Genomic DNA, 14,987 nt, shown 5'->3' with positions numbered 1-14,987 from the left:
CTCACGGGCCGCACCGCCATATCCCCGACCGCCACTGGCCACGCGCTTCCGTCCAGGAAGGGAACCAGCATTGCGACTCATCGGGCCAGACGCCCCGACCAGCACAGACAAGCGCGTCCCGCTCGGGGACGACCAAGCCCGGCTGCTGCTGGCCAAGGCGATGACCGACCCGGCGCGGGTCTGGGCCTACGCCTGCGCGGTGCCCGGACCGGGCACCACGCCGGGCGATGAGATCCTCTACACCGAAACCGGCGGCGACACCTTGGTCGCGGTGTGGCTGCGCCACCCCGGCTCGTTCACCGGCAGCACCGAGCACCTGCTCGCCGGCACCGGCTACCACAGCTCCAGCCTGCTGCTGCACTGGGCGGGCCTGGTCTACGACCTGGCCGACCTGGTCGAGCAGCGCGCCGAACCGGGCACCGCGAGCGTGGCGAGCGCCGCACCGGGCGATCGGCCGGGACCGGGTGCGGCTGATCTCGTACAGGCCGGAATCCTGCGATGGACCGCCTCGTACGCCCTGACCACGATGTTCCGCCAAACCGTCAGCGACATCGCCTACGACGAGTACGGCTCCGCGACACCCCCGCACGATCTCGGGGAACTCACCGCCGCCCAGGTCGCCCGGATCGCCACCAGGCCGGACAGCCCGGAACCCGACGGGCTGGTCCCGCCCGGCTGGAATCGGGACGGCTGGGACCACGCCCGCCCTCGCGCCCATCCCATCCTGGCCGCGCTGCGCCCGCCCATCGGCCCCGGGCGGCGAGCGGGGCGATGACTGACGAACCCCGCCCCGGCGGCCGACGCGCCGACCCCAACCGCGCCCTGCCCGGACGCCGCCCATCCGACCTCACTGGAGCCGCAATGACCTGGCCGTCCCCTCGGCCCGGCCCCCGCCCGGAGCCGACCGCACCAGTCACTCCTTCCGTCGCAGACGACCTGCTGGCGGCGGCCATCCAACGGTGGGAGCAGACCGACGACATCGCAATCGAGCTGCACCCGCTACTCATCCCCGCGATCGGGAAGGGCTTGCCCGAGTTCGCCCACGCCTCGTCGATCCCCGCGCAGCTGCGGGAACTGCTGACCGCCGAAGGGAATCGGCTAGAGCAGTTCTCACCTCCGGCGGGGTCTGGGCCGCTGGGGCTGCCCCCGGTCTCCGTCACCGTTCCGCGGACGGTCGCCCTTCTGATCGTGGGTGTCCTGCAGATCCTTTCCTCTCTCCCCACCCAGCCCACGGACGTTCGGGTGCTCGCCCGGATCGACGGGCGGCGGCTGCAGGACCACGTCTGCGACACCGACAGCCTGCGCGCTCTAGTCGACACCGGATGGCGATCCAGCGAGCACACCTGACGACTCCTCGCTCCCTCGACCACTGGGACCGCTTGTGACCATTCCCCCATCCCCGCCACCGGGCCCGAGCGGGTACGGGCACCGCAACGACTTCACCGGCGACGCCCACACCGCGCTGCAGGCCGGAACGGTCTACGGCGGGCTGCACCTGACCACCACAGCCGAGCCCACCTGTGCGCCGGTTCCGGCCCAGTTGCGCGCCGCCCCCGCCTGCTGGGCCGACCGCGTCGCCGAACTGCATGCACTCACCGGCTTCACCGCGCCGCCTGCCACCCGCGCCCACGATGGCCGCACCGACAACGGCGACGGCGTCCCTGATGACGATCAGGACGCTGACGCGCGGGCCCTGATCGTGATCACGGGCCAGGGCGGGGTCGGGAAGACGGCGCTGGCGCTGCGGTGGCTGCACCAGCTCCGTGCCCGGTACCGCGACGGGCAGTTGTTCGCCGACCTGCGCGCCTTCTCCGGCTATGCCCCTCGTGACCCCGCCCAGGTCCTGGAAGGTTTCCTGCGTGCCTTGGGGATCGCGGTCGTCCCCCCGCACATCGAGGAGCAGAGCGCACTGTTTAGGTCGGCCGCCGCAGGGCGGCGGCTGATCATCCTGCTCGACAACGCCGCCTCCGCCGCGCAGGTCCGGCCGCTGCTGCCCGGCGCGGGCCACTGCCTGGTCGTGGTGACCTCCCGACGGACTCTCCCCGGTCTGCGGATCGAGGGCGCCCAGTACCTGGAGCTCGCGCCGCTGGACGAGACCGGCGCCTTGGACCTGCTCACCGCCGTGGGCGGACACGGCCGCACCTCCGACGCGCCCGCCGCGCGCGCTCTGGTCGCCCAGTGCGGCCGGCTGCCGCTGGCGCTGACCGCCTGCGCGGCGCACCTGGCCACCCGCCCCCACACGACCGTGGCCCAGCTCGTCGACCGCCTCGCCGACGAACGCACCCGCCTGACCCAACTACACGCCCTGCTGGAGGACGACGACATGAACGACCCCACCAACGGCGGCACCGGCGCCGACCCGTCGGTCACCGCGGCACTCACCACCTCCTACAACGCCCTGCCCAGCGGCGGCGCGCAGCGGATGTACCGGCTCCTGGGCCTGCACCCCGGCCCCGACATCAGCGTCGACCTGGCCGCTGCCGCCGCCGCAGTGCAGCACCGGGAGGCCGAACGGCTGCTGGAGACCCTCACCCGCGCCCGCCTCCTGGCCGAGGACCCGCCGGGCCGGTTCCGCTTCCACGACCTGGCCCGCCTGCACGCGCGCAGCACCAGCGAAGACGTCGACTCCGACATCATCCGGCGCAACGCCGTCGACCGCATCACCACCCGGATGCTGCAGGTCGCCGTCGCCGCCCAGCAGACGATCAATCCCGGCCGCTGGTACCTGGGGACGCTCTTCAACGAGCCTCCGGTGATCGGCTTCTCCGATCCCGCCTCGGCGCTGGACTGGCTGGATACCGAGCGCAGCAACCTGATGGCCGCCCTCCAGCAGGCGCACGACCAGGGCGACCACACCAGCGCGTGGGAACTGGCCGAGGCGATGTGGGGGCTGTTCACCCACCACAAGCGCTACACGCTGTTCCTGAAGGCGCACCAGATCGGGCTGGCCGCCGCCGAAGCCATCGGTGACCTGCGCGCGCAGGCCCGGATGCTCGAAGGACTGGCCAGCTACTACAGCAACGTCCACGACTTCACCGAGGCCGCCGCGTCCGCTCAGCAAGCCCTGGAATTGGAGCGCCGCGCCGGGCACCGGATCGGTGAGGCTTCCGCCTACGACATGCTCGGCATCGCGCAGCTGGCCCTCGGCCAGCTCGACCTCGCCGGCGACTCCTTCGGCCGGGCGCGCGACATCCACGACCAGCTCGGCCGGCCACGCGGCGCGGCGCTCATGACCCGCCACCTCGGCGAAGTCGCCGCCCGCGCCGGGGACCACGAACGCGCCGTCGAGCACTACACGCAGGCCGCGGACTACTTCGGTACGCACGACGGCGAGCACTACCTGCACGCGCGGGCCCTTAGCCACCGGGCCCTCAGCCTCCTCGAACTCGGGCGCTTCGACGACGCTCGCGCCGACCTGCTCCAGGCCATGGACCTCGCCCAGCAGGTCGACGCCCCTCACGAGCAGGCCAACATCCACACTGCTCTGGCTCGCCTCGCGAAACTACGCCGCGATCCCGCAGCCCGAGACCGTCACCTGCGGCAGGCGCTCGACCTCTACCGCCAGATCGGCGCTCCCCAGGCCGACCTCATCGCCGAACAACTCTCCGAATAGGTCGCTGGCCGGGCCCCAGAGCCCGGTCGGTCCTCAACGGGGAGTCTCGGGCGGGAGACCCCGCCGTGCGGCGGGCCGCGTTGTCGGGGCTGATCACTGTTGGTAGTCAATTGGGGATGGGAGAGGAAGAAGCCCAGACGATCGCCGGCGTTCTCGGGGATGAGCCTTGGCTCATCCCCAGAGATCGGCGAAGGCGCACCCGACGTGGCGTCATGCTGGGCGCCGCTGGTGCGTTGGCGGCCGGCGCGCTCGTCACCGTCGGCGCAGTCGTTACGTTCTCCAGTAGCGGCCCGGTGAGTCGGACCACCCGGCATCCAAGCACGGTGAGTAGTCCCGCTCCGGGTGTCCAGGGGGATCAAGGGCGGCTCGTGACTCCTCCTTCGATGGAGGGCTCACCATCGCGGCAGCCGCCGCGCCCTCGGTCTGGTGACGCCAAGCGCGGGGGCGGTCCTGGCCGGATCCAGAGCAGCCAGTCGGAGCCGGCTCCTGCTCCCACTCGTACTCGACGCCATCCTCGGGGCGGGAAGAAGCAGGGGCATCGCGCTCCCGAGCATTCCCGTCCGGAGACTGGGGCCCCGCGGCGGCCGCAGCGTCCCCCGGGATGGGTCAGGGCCGAGTGCCGCCGCCGCTTCCCGCATGATGCGACCCGGCAGGCTGCTTGTGTGGCTGCGGTGCGCGGATACCTGTGGTGAGGCGGCTCATCGCCCGCCGGGGCGCTGTGCTGGCCTTGATCATCAGTTGGTGCCCACGTGGGAGATACGCCAGGGCGTTGAGGCGTTGGGGCGTTTCAGCGCGACGAAGGCGATCGCATGGACGGGAGTCCCTGTCCAGCCGTCGCGTCCGGTGGGGGTGACGGTGATGGCCCAGCCGCGGTAGGCGGTGGTGGGGGTGTCCTCATCGACGTCGCCCTCCGGGGTGCGAGGAGCCAGATCGACCTTGGCGTAGGCGCGGTGGTCCGTCCAGGCTGTCGGGATGGCCCCTGCGGCCGCGTCGGCGGCGAGGGCGGCGGCGTACTCGCTGGTGCAGAGGGGGCGGGCCCGCAGGTAGGCATCGCGCTGGCTGCGATCGGTTGCGGCGTCAACGGTCCACATCACCCGTACAGCCGCCCGGGAGACGGCGGTGGCGTCGCGCTGGTCGATCTTGCGCAATTCGAGGGGCCCGCCGTATGGCGTGCCGGTGGGGGCCGCCTTTTCCGTCGGGGTGCTCGACGCCGATGGTGCGATTGCGGCAGGTTGCTGCGCCGTGTTCGGCCCGCACGCGGCGATCGCTGGCGCGAGCGCTATGAGCAGCGGCAGAATGCGGCGGCATCTGGTCATGAGGCCTCACACCCTTTCATCGCAGGTGAACACAATAGCGCGGTCGGCTGGGCTGCTAGTTCACGACCGAAATATGTACGTGATCGAAATGGTTTTGGGTGATGCTGCCGCGGTCTTCCATTTTCCGCCAGCGCTTGTCCCCCAGTGTGATGTTCCAGATGTGTTGCTTCCAGATGATGTATTTGATGCCGAGGCGCTTGCCGTTGGCGATGGCGTAGGCGGCCACAGAGTCGCCGTGGGCCAGGGCGCTGGGGCTGGGCATCCGGCCGGTTGTGGTCTCCATGAAATCGCAGGCCTGGCCGAGGCCGTGATCTTGGGCTCCGGCGCCGCCGCGAGTGCAGCCGATGGTGGGAAATGGACCGAACTTTCCGTCGATGTCGAGCATGACCTTGCGCATGGTGTCGGTCATGTTGGTTCCGGTGACCGGTGATTTGGCGCCCGCGCCGTCCGGGCGTCCATGGGCGCCGCCCGCGCCGGGCAGGCATGCCGAGGTTCCGGCGTTGTTGGCGTCGGAGACGGAGAAGTCTCCGTCGGCGTATTTCTTGGCCCAGCTCAGCACAAGGTCGACGTAGTCCCACGAGTGGTTGTAGAACCAGATCGCTTTGCGGAGTTTGTTGCCGCCCTCGTTACCGTGGTTGTGGCGCAGGTAGTTGGCCGCTGCGGGGATCGCGTCGGCCGGGTCGTAGCGGTCTTTCTTTCCGTCGCCGTTTCCGTCAACGCCGAACTGGTTCCATGTCCCTTGCAGGAACTGCATGGGACCGCCCGCTCCGGCGAAATTCTCTCCGGATTGCACGCCTGGCAGTTTGGAGGTGCCGTGCCCGCTCTCCACCTTTCCGATGCCTGCCAGGACGTTCCAGGGGATTCCGTAGTCTTCCCCGGCCTTCTTGTAAAGCGCCAGATAGTTGGCCGGGATGCCGTTGGCGGCATCGGAGGCGCCGGGTTGCCGGCCTCCGACCTGGACACACGCCATGGACCGCCCGCCAGCGAACAGGACGACCAGCAGGACGACCAAGAGCACGATCCCCAAGAGCCCGGCAACGACCATGACCCCGGCCTGCGCCGCGCCCCCGTCCGGGCGTGCGGACAGATGCTCCCACCGCTCCCGCAACCACAGCGGCCGCCCGCCGCTCATGCTCCCTGCCCACAGCAGCCCGCCTCCGGACGGCCCAGGCACCCGGTCGCACAGGCACGCCGTTGCGTGCCGCCGACTCGCCCGTTGCCCCAGGTCCGCCGAGGGGACGGCCAGCGTCGCCCAGGCAGGCCCGGTCCGGCGATGGAACGCGCGGCGGCGGCGGAATGGTGCAGGTGAAGCGGGTGGAAACGCATCGCGTCCATGGCTCGGCCCCGTTGATCATGTCGGCGGTTCGTCAATTTACTCGGTGCTGATCGGTGTGTGACAGATGTGGTTGTCGGGACTGGTGCGGCAGTCTTAATGCTCTACCATGTCACCTTGACTTTGCTTGTGGATCTTGCTGGGGGCTGCTCTGACCGCGAATCCAGTTGCCGGTATGCCGGGCCCGCCGAAGCCATCGGGGGCAGCTTCCCCACGTCCACAAACCCGCCAGCAATACCGACAGCCGCAGGTCAGCGCATCACCGGGCTCGCCCACCGCCCAACGAGGCGGTCTGCCCGCCTGGCCGCTTGGCACGTTCCTGCACGGCCGCAGCGGACCGCCTTGGTGGTTCCTGGGCTGCCACGGCGGCGCCGGCGCTACAACGCTGAACTCAGTGATCACCGGCGGGGTGGACGCGGGACGGTACTGGCCGGTTCCGGACGCACCGGCCGTCGCCAACGTCGTGCTGGTGACGCGTTCGCACGCCAACGGCCTGCGTCAAGCGCAGGCCGCGGCCTGGCAGTGGGCGTCGGGGGCGCTGCCGACCGTGCGGTTGCTGGGGTTGGCGGTGATCGCCGATGCGCCCGGCCGACGCCCCAAGCCGCTGCGGGATCTGCTGCAACTGATCGCGGGCGGGGTGCCGCAGGTCTGGGATCTGCCCTGGGTCGAAGAGCTGCGGCTGGGTGATCCCCCCGAGCAAATCCAGTTCCCGGCCGCCTTCTCCTCGATGGCCGCCGATCTAGAGAAAACCGTGACCGGAGGAACCCATGCTTGAGGCATTCGTGATCGCGGCCAGCGGTGCGGCGGATCACGTTGCCGCTCACCTCTCCGCGCTGGTGGCGGCCATCCCCAACCCCGGCCAGGGCGAGAAGCCCCCTGGCGCGGACAAGCTAGAGCTGATGCTCAAGTGGGTGGCGTGGGTGGTGTTCGGCCTCTGCGTGACGGGGATCTTGATCGTGGCGGGGCGCATGGCGGTCTCCCACCGGCGTGGCGAGGGCGGTGAGCACGCCTCCGGCCTGGCCTGGGTCTTCGCCTCATGCATCCTGGCCGGGTCAGCTTCGGCCATCGTCGGGGTGCTGGTGAAGTGATGTCCGACGACGGGTCCGACAACGCCCCCAGCCCGTTCCGGCGTCCGATGTTCATCCTGTCCGCCGGGTTCCTCGCGGTGATCGTCGTGCTGGCCGCCTTCATGGTCCGGTCGAGCCTGGGCGACGATTCCGGCACGCCGGAGGCCACACCACCGGCGACCGCGGCCGCGCCCCCGAGCGGGGACGGGGCGTGCCGCCCGACCGACACCAACCAGCAGATCCCCACGTCCTCGCCACCAGGGGTGAGCTGGCAGGTCTTCAAGGGCCTGGCGCTGCCCGTCTCTGCGGCGGCCGGGCCGCTGGTCACCGACGGCGACGTCGTGCGCTGCTTCGCCCGCACCCCCGCCGGCGCGCTGATCGCGGCAACCCAGATCAGCGCCCGGGTGGAATTCGCCGACGGCTGGCAGCAGGTAGCGGCCCAGTCCGTCATCGCCGGGCCGGGCCGAAGCGCCTTCCTGCGCGAGCACGCCAAGGCCACCGCCAGCCAGCCCACCGGGCCGGGCAGCCTCGCCCAGGTGACCGGGTACAAGTTCGTCACCTACACCACCGACGTCGCGGTGATCGACACCGTGGTGCGCGCGCCGACCTCCGGCAGCCTCGCCTCCAGCATCACCACCGTGAAATGGGTGGACGGCGACTGGAAGCTGGAGCTCCAACCGGACGGCTCGGTCAACTCCCCGCCCCGCCTCATCCAGACCCTGGACGGCTACGTCCCCTGGGGCGGCGTGTGATCGTCGCAGAGACCGCCCAGCTCACCGCCCCCACGGGGACGGGCTGCTCCAAGTTCAACCCCACCTGCTGGGACGACAAGTTCGGGGAGTGGCTCGGCAAGGTCGGCGGCAACGTGGTGGACGAGGTCGCCCAGTCGTTCGCCAAGGCCTCGATCGAGGTGCTGAAGACGCTGATGACCTGGTGGGTCCAGGTCCCCTCCCCCGGCATCAGCGACAACCCCGACGACCCGGTCTACTTCATGCACGCCTACACCGGGTGGCTGGTGACGTGGGTCGCGGTACTGGGGCTGCTGCTGGCCGCCGGCCGGATGGCCTGGCAACGCCGCGGCGAGCCGTTCCGCGAGGCGGTCTCGGGGCTGCTGACCATGGTGATCGCGGTGGGCTGCGGCGTGGCGGCGGTGAACCTGGCGGTCAAGGCCGGGGACAGCTACTCCAAGTGGATCCTCGACGCCGCCACCAACGGCGACGTCAAAGGCAACCTCGGCAAGATCGGCGCTCTGTACAGCGCCGGGCTGCTGCCGACGATGTCCGGCGTCATCCTGATCGTCTCGCTGCTGGCCATCCTGTCCGCGGTGGTCCAGCTGGCCATGATGGTCGTGCGAAGCGCGATGCTCGTGCTGCTCGCGGGCGCGCTGCCGCTGGCGGCCGGGGCCGCGATCACCCCCGAAGGCCGCCAATGGTTCAAGAAGATGGTCGGCTGGCTGATCGCGTTCGTGCTGTACAAGCCAGTCGCCGCCACCATCTACGCCGTCGCGTTCCGCGCCATGATGGGCGACTCGATGTCGCAACTGCAGGGCATCATCTTGATCATTTTCGCGGTGGTCGCGCTCCCCGCTCTGATGCGCTTCACCGTCCCCATGGTGTCGGCCGTCGGCGGCGGCGGCGCCGGAGCGATGGCCGGTGCCGTGGGCGCCGCCGCACTCGGCGCCCGCATGGTCCCCAGCCTGGGCAGCGGAGGCCGCGGCGGGGGCACCCCCGCATCTTCTACCCAAGACTCGCCCGACGACGGTCCCGGCGGTGCAGGAACCGCCGGGACCGCCGGGCAAGGCGTACCCGGCGGCGGCCCCGCCGATCGGAGCAGCCCAGGAGGCACGGGAGGCGATGAGTCCGCCTGCCCGCGCTGCGGGCAACGCTGGAGCCAATGCCGCTGCGAGCCCTGGCAGGGCGGAAGTTCCGGCGGCTCGGGAACCAGCACCGGCGGTCCGGGCGGCGCCGGCGGCGTCGGTTCCGCCACCGGCGGTGGTATCGGAGGTGGCACGGGCTCGGCCGGCGCGGGAACCGGTGGCGTGAGCGGCGCGGCCGGTGGTGCCGCCGCAGGAGCCACCGGCGGTGCCGCGGCCGCGGCCACCGTGGTCAAGGACACCTACGACAAGGCCAAGGGCGCCGCCCAAGACGCGGCGCAAGAGGCGACCGGCGACGAGGGAGGCCCACGTGGCAGCACCTAACCGTGCCGACCGTACCTACGGGAACTGGCGCAAGCCGAGGTCCCCGGGGCTGGGAAAGCTGGGGCTGCTCGGCACGATGATCCTGCTGGGCGGTCTGGTGGCCGTGGTGCTGTCGATGATGTTCGCCGGCCTGATCGCCGCCGGGGTGGTCGCCCTGGTCCTGGCGGTCGTGCTGACGCCGCTGCTCATCCAGGATCGTCACGGCCGCACCGCCTTGCAGGCGGCCACGGCGCGGATCGCGTGGTGGCGGGGGCGGTCGGCGGGACAGCACCTGTATCGCTCGGGTCCGCTGGGCGTGGTCCCGAGGGGGACCCACCGGCTGCCGGGGCTGCTGGCGGCCTCGCGGGTCGTCGACGCGCACGACTCCTACGGTCGGCCGTTCGCGTTGATCGTGCTGCCGCAGGTCGGTCACTACACCGTGGTGTTCGAGTGCGGAGCCGACGGCGCCTCCCTGGTCGACCAGGACCAGATCGACACCTGGGTCGCCTACTGGGCACAGTGGCTGTCGGCGCTGTCGTTCGAGCCGGGTCTGGTGGCGGCGTCGGTCACCGTGGAGACCGCGCCCGACCTGGGGCACCGGCTCAACCGCGAGGTCCGCGGCAACCTCGACCCCGGCGCCCCGGCCCTGGCCAAGAAGGTCCTGGAGCAGATCGTCCATAAGTATCCGGCCGGGTCGGCGCAGGTCAGCACCAGGGTGGCGCTCACCTACGCGGCCGCGCCCCGGCCCGGGGCCAAGAAGCGGTCGCAGGAGGAGATGGCCCGCGAGATCGGGGCGCGGTTGCCCGGCCTGGCCCGCAACCTGGCCATGACCGGCGCGGGGACCGCCCGCGCCCTGTCGGCCGCCCAACTGTCCGAGGCGGTCCGGGTCGCCTACGATCCCGCCGCGCAAGCGCTGCTGGAGGACTCCCACGCCGCGGGCGAACAGCTGGACTGGAACGACGCCGGGCCCGCCGCGACGCAGGAGGCGTGGGACCACCTGGTGCACGACTCCGGGGTCTCGATCACCTGGGCGATGTCGGAGGCGCCGCGCGGCGAGGTGCTGTCCAACGTCATGACGGGCCTGGTGGCCCCTCACCAGGACATCTCCCGCAAACGGGTGACCTTCCTGTACCGCCCGTATGACCCGGGCACGGCGGCCACGCTCGTCGAGCGGGATCGCAAGGACGCGCGGTTCCGCATCACCAACAACAACGCCGCCGCTCGTGACACGGTCGCCGTGGCGGCGGCCGACCAGTCCGCCCGCGAGGAAGCCAAGGGCGCCGGGCTGATCCGGTTCGCCATGCTGGTGACAGCGACGGTCCGCTCCAAGGAAGAACTGCCAGCGGCGGCCGCGGCGATCGACACCCTGGCTCCACCCGCCCGGGTGCAGCTGCGGCGCGTCTACGGAGCACAAGCTTCGGCGTTCGCCGCTGCGCTGCCGCTGGGCATCGTGCTCCCCGACCATCTGCAGGTCCCCGCTCTGGTGCGGGAGGCGATGTGAACGCTCCGCCCGAGACCCCGCAGGCCGGACAGCCGTCCGCCTCCCCCGCCGAGTCAACCGCCGAGGCCTCGGGGGCGCCGACGCTCAAACGGCAGGCGGCGCCGAGCAGCGCCCGCGCCCGCAAGGCCGCCAAGGCCCGCGCCGCCGCCGAACGCCGGGAGCGGCGGGCCGAGCAGCGGCGGCAGAACAAGGAACGCGCGGCGGCCCGCAAGAGCAGGCTTCGCCCTGGGCCTCGCGGGTTCCCCGGCAGGGGCGCAGGCCGCGCGTCCTACGTGGAGGCTCCCCAGGAATGGCGCGGGACGACCGTTCAGGTCTGCGGACTGTGGCCGTTCGGGGCCGGGTCGGGCACCCCCATGGTGGGGGTTCCGGTCGGCCGGGAGTTGGGGGGCGGCGCGGCGCTGTGCTGCGACCCCATCAGCTGGTTCCAGCGCGCCGGCTTGATCCACAACCCGAGCGTGCTGGTGCTGGGCAAGCCCGGCCTGGGCAAGAGCACGCTGATCCGCCGGATGGTGGTCGGGCTGGCCGGGTACGGGGTATTTCCCATGGTCCTGGGCGACCTGAAACCGGACTACGTTGACCTGGTCCGCGCCATGGACGGCCAGATCATCAAACTCGGCCGGGGGCTGGGCTCGCTCAACGTGCTGGACCCGGGCGAGACCGCCGCCGCAGCGGCCAAGCTGTCGGGCCGGGCCCGCGAGAAACTCGCCGCCGACGCGCACGGCCGCAGGCTGAACATGGTCGCGGCGTTGATGACCGTGCTACGCGGCGCGCCGATCGCCGACACCGAACGCACGATCCTCAACGCCGCACTGCGAGTCCTGGACGACCGCCACGACGGCGTGCCGATCCTGCCCGATCTGATCAAGGTCGTCGACGAGGGCCCCGACCCGGTCCGCGCGGTCACCCTGGCACGCGGTTCCGAGGACCGCTACCGCACCGCCGTCGACCCGCTGCACGCCTCGCTGCTCGGCCTGCTGGACGGGCCGATGGGCGAAACGTTCGCCCGGCACACCACCACCCCGATCAGGTTGGACGCCCCCGGCGGGGTGTGCATCGACATCAGCGGAATTGACGACGCCGATGCCGAACTCCAGGCCGCGGTGCTGCTGGCCTGCTGGTCGGACGGGTTCGGCGCGGTGGAGGCGGCGCACGCCCTGGCCGACGAAGGCCTGGGGCCGCAGCGGCACTTCTTCGTGGTTCTGGACGAACTGTGGCGCGTACTTCGCGCCGGGCGCGGCCTGGTGGACCGGGTCGACGCCCTCACCCGTCTCAACCGCCAGCGCGGGCTGGGCCAAGCGATGATCACCCACACCATGGCCGACCTGCTCGCACTGCCCGACGAGGCCGACCGGATGAAGGCCAAGGGCTTCGCCGAGCGGTCCGGGATGGTGATCTGCGGCGGGCTGCCGATGGCGGAGATGGCGACGCTGAACGAGGTCGTGCGGATGTCCTCGGCCGAGCAACACATGATCGTGGACTGGTCCACTCCCCCGAGCTGGGATCCCACCCTCAACCGCGACGGCGAACCCCCCGGCCGCGGCAAGTTCCTGGTGAAGGTGGGCGGCCGCCCCGGCATCCCCTTCCACGTGGATCTCACGCCCGCAGAGTCCGCCGTGAACGACACCAACAAGCGGTGGTCCAACTCCACCACGCGGATCCAGACATGAGCGCACCCCGCCGCCGCAGCGGCCCTCCGGACATCACCCCGTACCTGGTGCTGGCGGGGCTGGCCGCGCTGGTCCTGATCGCCTTCTCGGTATGGGGCGCCGCGGTCCTCGCCCACACCGTCACCAGTACCTCGCGGGCGCCGGCGGACAACCCGGTCGCCTACCTCATCCGCGTCATCAGCGGGCAGACACCCTGGCCGGGGACGGCCGCCACCGTGGCCCTGGCCATCGAGCTGACGGTCCTGGCGGTCGTCGCGGCCGGGGCGGGCAGCTGGTGGTGGCGGCGCGACAGCCGCCGGACCCGCGTCGACGTGGCCGCCAAACATCTGGCCGGACGCCGCGACCTGGAGCCGTTCTCCCGCGACGGCGCGGCCGCGACCGCGCAACGCCTCGGAGCCCAGACCCCCTCGCCCGGCGTCCGCGTCGGCCGTGTCATCGGCACCGGCCGCGAGTTCTTCGGGTCCTGGGAGGACATGCAGGTCGACATCTGGGGCCCGCGCACGGGCAAGACCACCTCCCGGGCGATCCCGGCGATCCTGGAGGCTCCCGGCGCCGTCCTGGTCACCAGCAACAAGAGAGACGTGGTCGACGCCACCCGGCTGCCGCGAGAAGCGGCCGGGGACGTGTGGGTCTTCGACCCACAGAACGTCGCCGGCGAGGCCCCCGGCTGGTGGTGGGATCCGCTGTCCTACGTCACCGACGTGGACCGGGCGACCCGGATGGCCTCGGTGTTCGCCGCCTACTCCCGAGACCCCGGCGCCAAGACCGACTCCTATTTCGACCCGGAAGGCGAGGCGCTGCTGAGCTGGATGTTGCTCGCGGCGGCCGAGGCCAACGAACCGATCACCACGGTCTACCGGTGGCTGAGCGATGTCACCGAGGCCGCCCCCGTCGACATCCTGGAGAACGCCGGCCACAGCCTGCCCGCCGAACACGTGCAGGGCGTGATCAACTATCCGGATAAGCAAAGGGGCGGAATCTACGGTACGGCGCGCAAGTCCGTCGGCTGTCTGGTGAACCCGGCGGTGACGCGCTGGGTCACCCCCGACCCCCGAAACCTGGACCGGCCGCAGTTCGATCCGCGCGCATTCGTCCGCCAGGGCGGCACCCTGTACAGCCTGTCGCGCGAGGGACGGGGGACCGCCGGTCCCCTGGTCACCGGCCTCACCGTCGCCACCATCGAGGCCGCCGAGGAATACGCCACCCAGTCCCCGTCCGGGCGGCTGCCGGTGCCCATGATCGGCGTCCTGGACGAGGCCGCCAACGTGTGCCGCTGGAAGGACCTGCCGGACCTGTACTCCCACTACGGCTCGCGCGGGATCGTGCTGATGACCATCCTGCAGTCGTGGGCCCAAGGCGTCGAAGTGTGGGGCGAACACGGCATGCCCAAGCTCTGGAGTGCGGCCAACGTCCGCGTCTACGGCGGCGGCGTCTCCGACCCCAAGTTCCTGTCCGACCTGGTCCAGCTGATCGGCGAGTACGAGCCCACGACCTACTCCACCACCGTGCAGAGCGGCCGGGGCCAGCACTCCCGCAGCACCAGCGCATCCACCCGCCAGGAGAAGATCCTGGAGGTCGCCGACCTGTTCGCGATGCCCCGCGGCCGGGCGCTCGTCCTGCCCTCCGGATCTCCTCCGGTGCTGATCCGCACCCTCCCCTGGCAGACTGGTGATCACGCCGATGCGGTCAAGGCCTCGCTCAAGGCCTACGCCCCGCCGACCCAGTTGGCTCACCACGAACTGCAGGAGGTCCCTGACGCGATGAACCCGGACGATGAGCGCTGACCTGGACAGCAGCTGGACCCCGCCCGACCTGGAGGACGACGCCGACGGCCTCGACGACGGCCAGCCGGCCCAGGAGGAAGAAGAGCGCACTCCGGCGTTCAGCACCCCCGAGGAGTTCTTCACCGAGTTCCTCTCCCCGCACATCCAGCGGCGGCTGGGCGGTAGCTACACCTGGTGCCCGGAGTGGTGGAACCATCCCGAGGGCATCAGCAGGATCGTGGCGATGTGGACCGCGTTCGAGCACCTTCGGTGGGAGGGCGCGCTGGGCATGTCCACCTGGTGGCTCCATCACGCCGACCCGCATCTGGCGGTGCTGATGTCCAAGGACGGGGGCCCCTTCGCCGCCTGCAAGAAGGACGGGCACAACGGCACCGCGCTGCCGCCGCTGCCGCACCATCCGGCGCCTGCGGGGCTTTGGGAGGCGGCCGGCTATGCCGAGCCCGGCCCGGAGGCCTCCCCCGAAGCCGATTCGTAGAGCCTTCGGCCACGTCCTCGCCATCACGCACCGTCTACCCCCGATGTTCACTCGA

The 14,987-nt window shown here is 71.3% G+C and carries 13 protein-coding genes; 11 read left to right on the top strand and 2 right to left on the bottom strand.

Going from position 1 to position 14,987, the window contains the following annotated elements; translation table 11 throughout:
- The first annotated feature begins 70 nt into the window (after positions 1–70).
- The 3 genes from AB0C78_RS16665 to AB0C78_RS16655 all read left to right on the top strand — a co-directional run bounded on the left by AB0C78_RS16665 (position 71) and on the right by AB0C78_RS16655 (position 3,613).
- The gene (locus AB0C78_RS16665; protein WP_360748044.1) at positions 71–775 is read left to right on the top strand and encodes a hypothetical protein; all 705 of its coding nucleotides are present in this window, start codon (positions 71–73) and stop codon (positions 773–775) included.
- Between the two features lie 86 nt (positions 776–861).
- Entirely contained in the window at positions 862–1,347 is a 486-nt protein-coding gene (locus tag AB0C78_RS16660) for a hypothetical protein (RefSeq protein ID WP_360748041.1), read from the top strand.
- Between the two features lie 34 nt (positions 1,348–1,381).
- Entirely contained in the window at positions 1,382–3,613 is a 2,232-nt protein-coding gene (locus AB0C78_RS16655; protein ID WP_360748038.1) for a hypothetical protein, read from the top strand.
- 734 nt (positions 3,614–4,347) lie between these two features.
- Here the strand turns inward: AB0C78_RS16655 and AB0C78_RS16650 are convergent.
- On the bottom strand, positions 4,348–4,929 hold the full coding sequence (locus tag AB0C78_RS16650; protein WP_360748035.1) for a hypothetical protein: 582 nt from the start codon (positions 4,927–4,929) through the stop codon (positions 4,348–4,350).
- 55 nt (positions 4,930–4,984) lie between these two features.
- The gene (locus tag AB0C78_RS16645; RefSeq protein ID WP_360748032.1) at positions 4,985–6,061 is read right to left on the bottom strand and encodes a lytic transglycosylase domain-containing protein; all 1,077 of its coding nucleotides are present in this window, start codon (positions 6,059–6,061) and stop codon (positions 4,985–4,987) included.
- A gap of 376 nt (positions 6,062–6,437) precedes the next feature.
- Here AB0C78_RS16645 and AB0C78_RS16640 point away from each other — a divergent pair, with 376 nt between their 5' ends.
- The 8 genes from AB0C78_RS16640 to AB0C78_RS16605 are packed head-to-tail and all read left to right on the top strand — an operon-like array spanning position 6,438 to position 14,932.
- Positions 6,438–7,037 carry a DUF6668 family protein gene (locus AB0C78_RS16640; protein ID WP_360748164.1) on the top strand — a complete coding sequence of 200 codons (600 nt, stop codon included), beginning with the start codon at positions 6,438–6,440 and terminating at the stop codon, positions 7,035–7,037.
- The gene (locus AB0C78_RS16635; RefSeq protein WP_360748029.1) at positions 7,030–7,350 is read left to right on the top strand and encodes a hypothetical protein; all 321 of its coding nucleotides are present in this window, start codon (positions 7,030–7,032) and stop codon (positions 7,348–7,350) included. Before AB0C78_RS16640 ends, AB0C78_RS16635 begins: the two co-directional genes overlap by 8 nt.
- Positions 7,350–8,081: a hypothetical protein gene (locus tag AB0C78_RS16630; RefSeq protein WP_360748027.1), complete on the top strand. Its 732-nt coding sequence runs from the start codon at positions 7,350–7,352 to the stop codon at positions 8,079–8,081. Before AB0C78_RS16635 ends, AB0C78_RS16630 begins: the two co-directional genes overlap by 1 nt.
- A complete protein-coding gene (locus tag AB0C78_RS16625; protein ID WP_360748024.1) occupies positions 8,078–9,526 on the top strand; it encodes a hypothetical protein in 1,449 nt (482 codons plus the stop codon). Before AB0C78_RS16630 ends, AB0C78_RS16625 begins: the two co-directional genes overlap by 4 nt.
- The gene (locus AB0C78_RS16620) at positions 9,513–11,006 is read left to right on the top strand and encodes an SCO6880 family protein (RefSeq protein ID WP_360748021.1); all 1,494 of its coding nucleotides are present in this window, start codon (positions 9,513–9,515) and stop codon (positions 11,004–11,006) included. The genes AB0C78_RS16625 and AB0C78_RS16620 overlap by 14 nt, the downstream gene beginning before the upstream one ends.
- Complete coding sequence (locus AB0C78_RS16615) at positions 11,003–12,673, top strand: ATP/GTP-binding protein (protein ID WP_360748018.1); 1,671 nt, start codon at positions 11,003–11,005, stop codon at positions 12,671–12,673. The genes AB0C78_RS16620 and AB0C78_RS16615 overlap by 4 nt, the downstream gene beginning before the upstream one ends.
- Positions 12,670–14,457 carry a TraM recognition domain-containing protein gene (locus AB0C78_RS16610; RefSeq protein WP_360748015.1) on the top strand — a complete coding sequence of 596 codons (1,788 nt, stop codon included), beginning with the start codon at positions 12,670–12,672 and terminating at the stop codon, positions 14,455–14,457. The genes AB0C78_RS16615 and AB0C78_RS16610 overlap by 4 nt, the downstream gene beginning before the upstream one ends.
- Positions 14,447–14,932 carry a DUF4913 domain-containing protein gene (locus AB0C78_RS16605; RefSeq protein ID WP_360748012.1) on the top strand — a complete coding sequence of 162 codons (486 nt, stop codon included), beginning with the start codon at positions 14,447–14,449 and terminating at the stop codon, positions 14,930–14,932. The genes AB0C78_RS16610 and AB0C78_RS16605 overlap by 11 nt, the downstream gene beginning before the upstream one ends.
- Positions 14,933–14,987 lie beyond the last annotated feature (55 nt).

The sequence above is a fragment of the Actinomadura sp. NPDC048394 genome (genome assembly GCF_040651755.1).
Classification (GTDB): Bacteria; Actinomycetota; Actinomycetes; order Streptosporangiales; family Streptosporangiaceae; genus Spirillospora; species Spirillospora montaniterrae.
The sequence above is the reverse complement of the archived record's forward strand: the minus strand, read 5'-3'. Positions and strand labels throughout refer to the sequence as shown.

Excerpts from the sequence above, each read along its gene's own strand:
- AB0C78_RS16660 (WP_360748041.1), top strand. The coding sequence starts at position 862 with ATGACCTGGCCGTCCCCTCGGCCCGGCCCCCGCCCGGAGCCGACCGCA.
- AB0C78_RS16650 (WP_360748035.1), bottom strand. The coding sequence starts at position 4,929 with ATGACCAGATGCCGCCGCATTCTGCCGCTGCTCATAGCGCTCGCGCCA.
- AB0C78_RS16645 (WP_360748032.1), bottom strand. The coding sequence starts at position 6,061 with ATGAGCGGCGGGCGGCCGCTGTGGTTGCGGGAGCGGTGGGAGCATCTG.
- AB0C78_RS16640 (WP_360748164.1), top strand. The coding sequence starts at position 6,438 with ATGCCGGGCCCGCCGAAGCCATCGGGGGCAGCTTCCCCACGTCCACAA.
- AB0C78_RS16635 (WP_360748029.1), top strand. The coding sequence starts at position 7,030 with ATGCTTGAGGCATTCGTGATCGCGGCCAGCGGTGCGGCGGATCACGTT.
- AB0C78_RS16630 (WP_360748027.1), top strand. The coding sequence starts at position 7,350 with ATGTCCGACGACGGGTCCGACAACGCCCCCAGCCCGTTCCGGCGTCCG.
- AB0C78_RS16610 (WP_360748015.1), top strand. The coding sequence starts at position 12,670 with ATGAGCGCACCCCGCCGCCGCAGCGGCCCTCCGGACATCACCCCGTAC.
- AB0C78_RS16605 (WP_360748012.1), top strand. The coding sequence starts at position 14,447 with ATGAGCGCTGACCTGGACAGCAGCTGGACCCCGCCCGACCTGGAGGAC.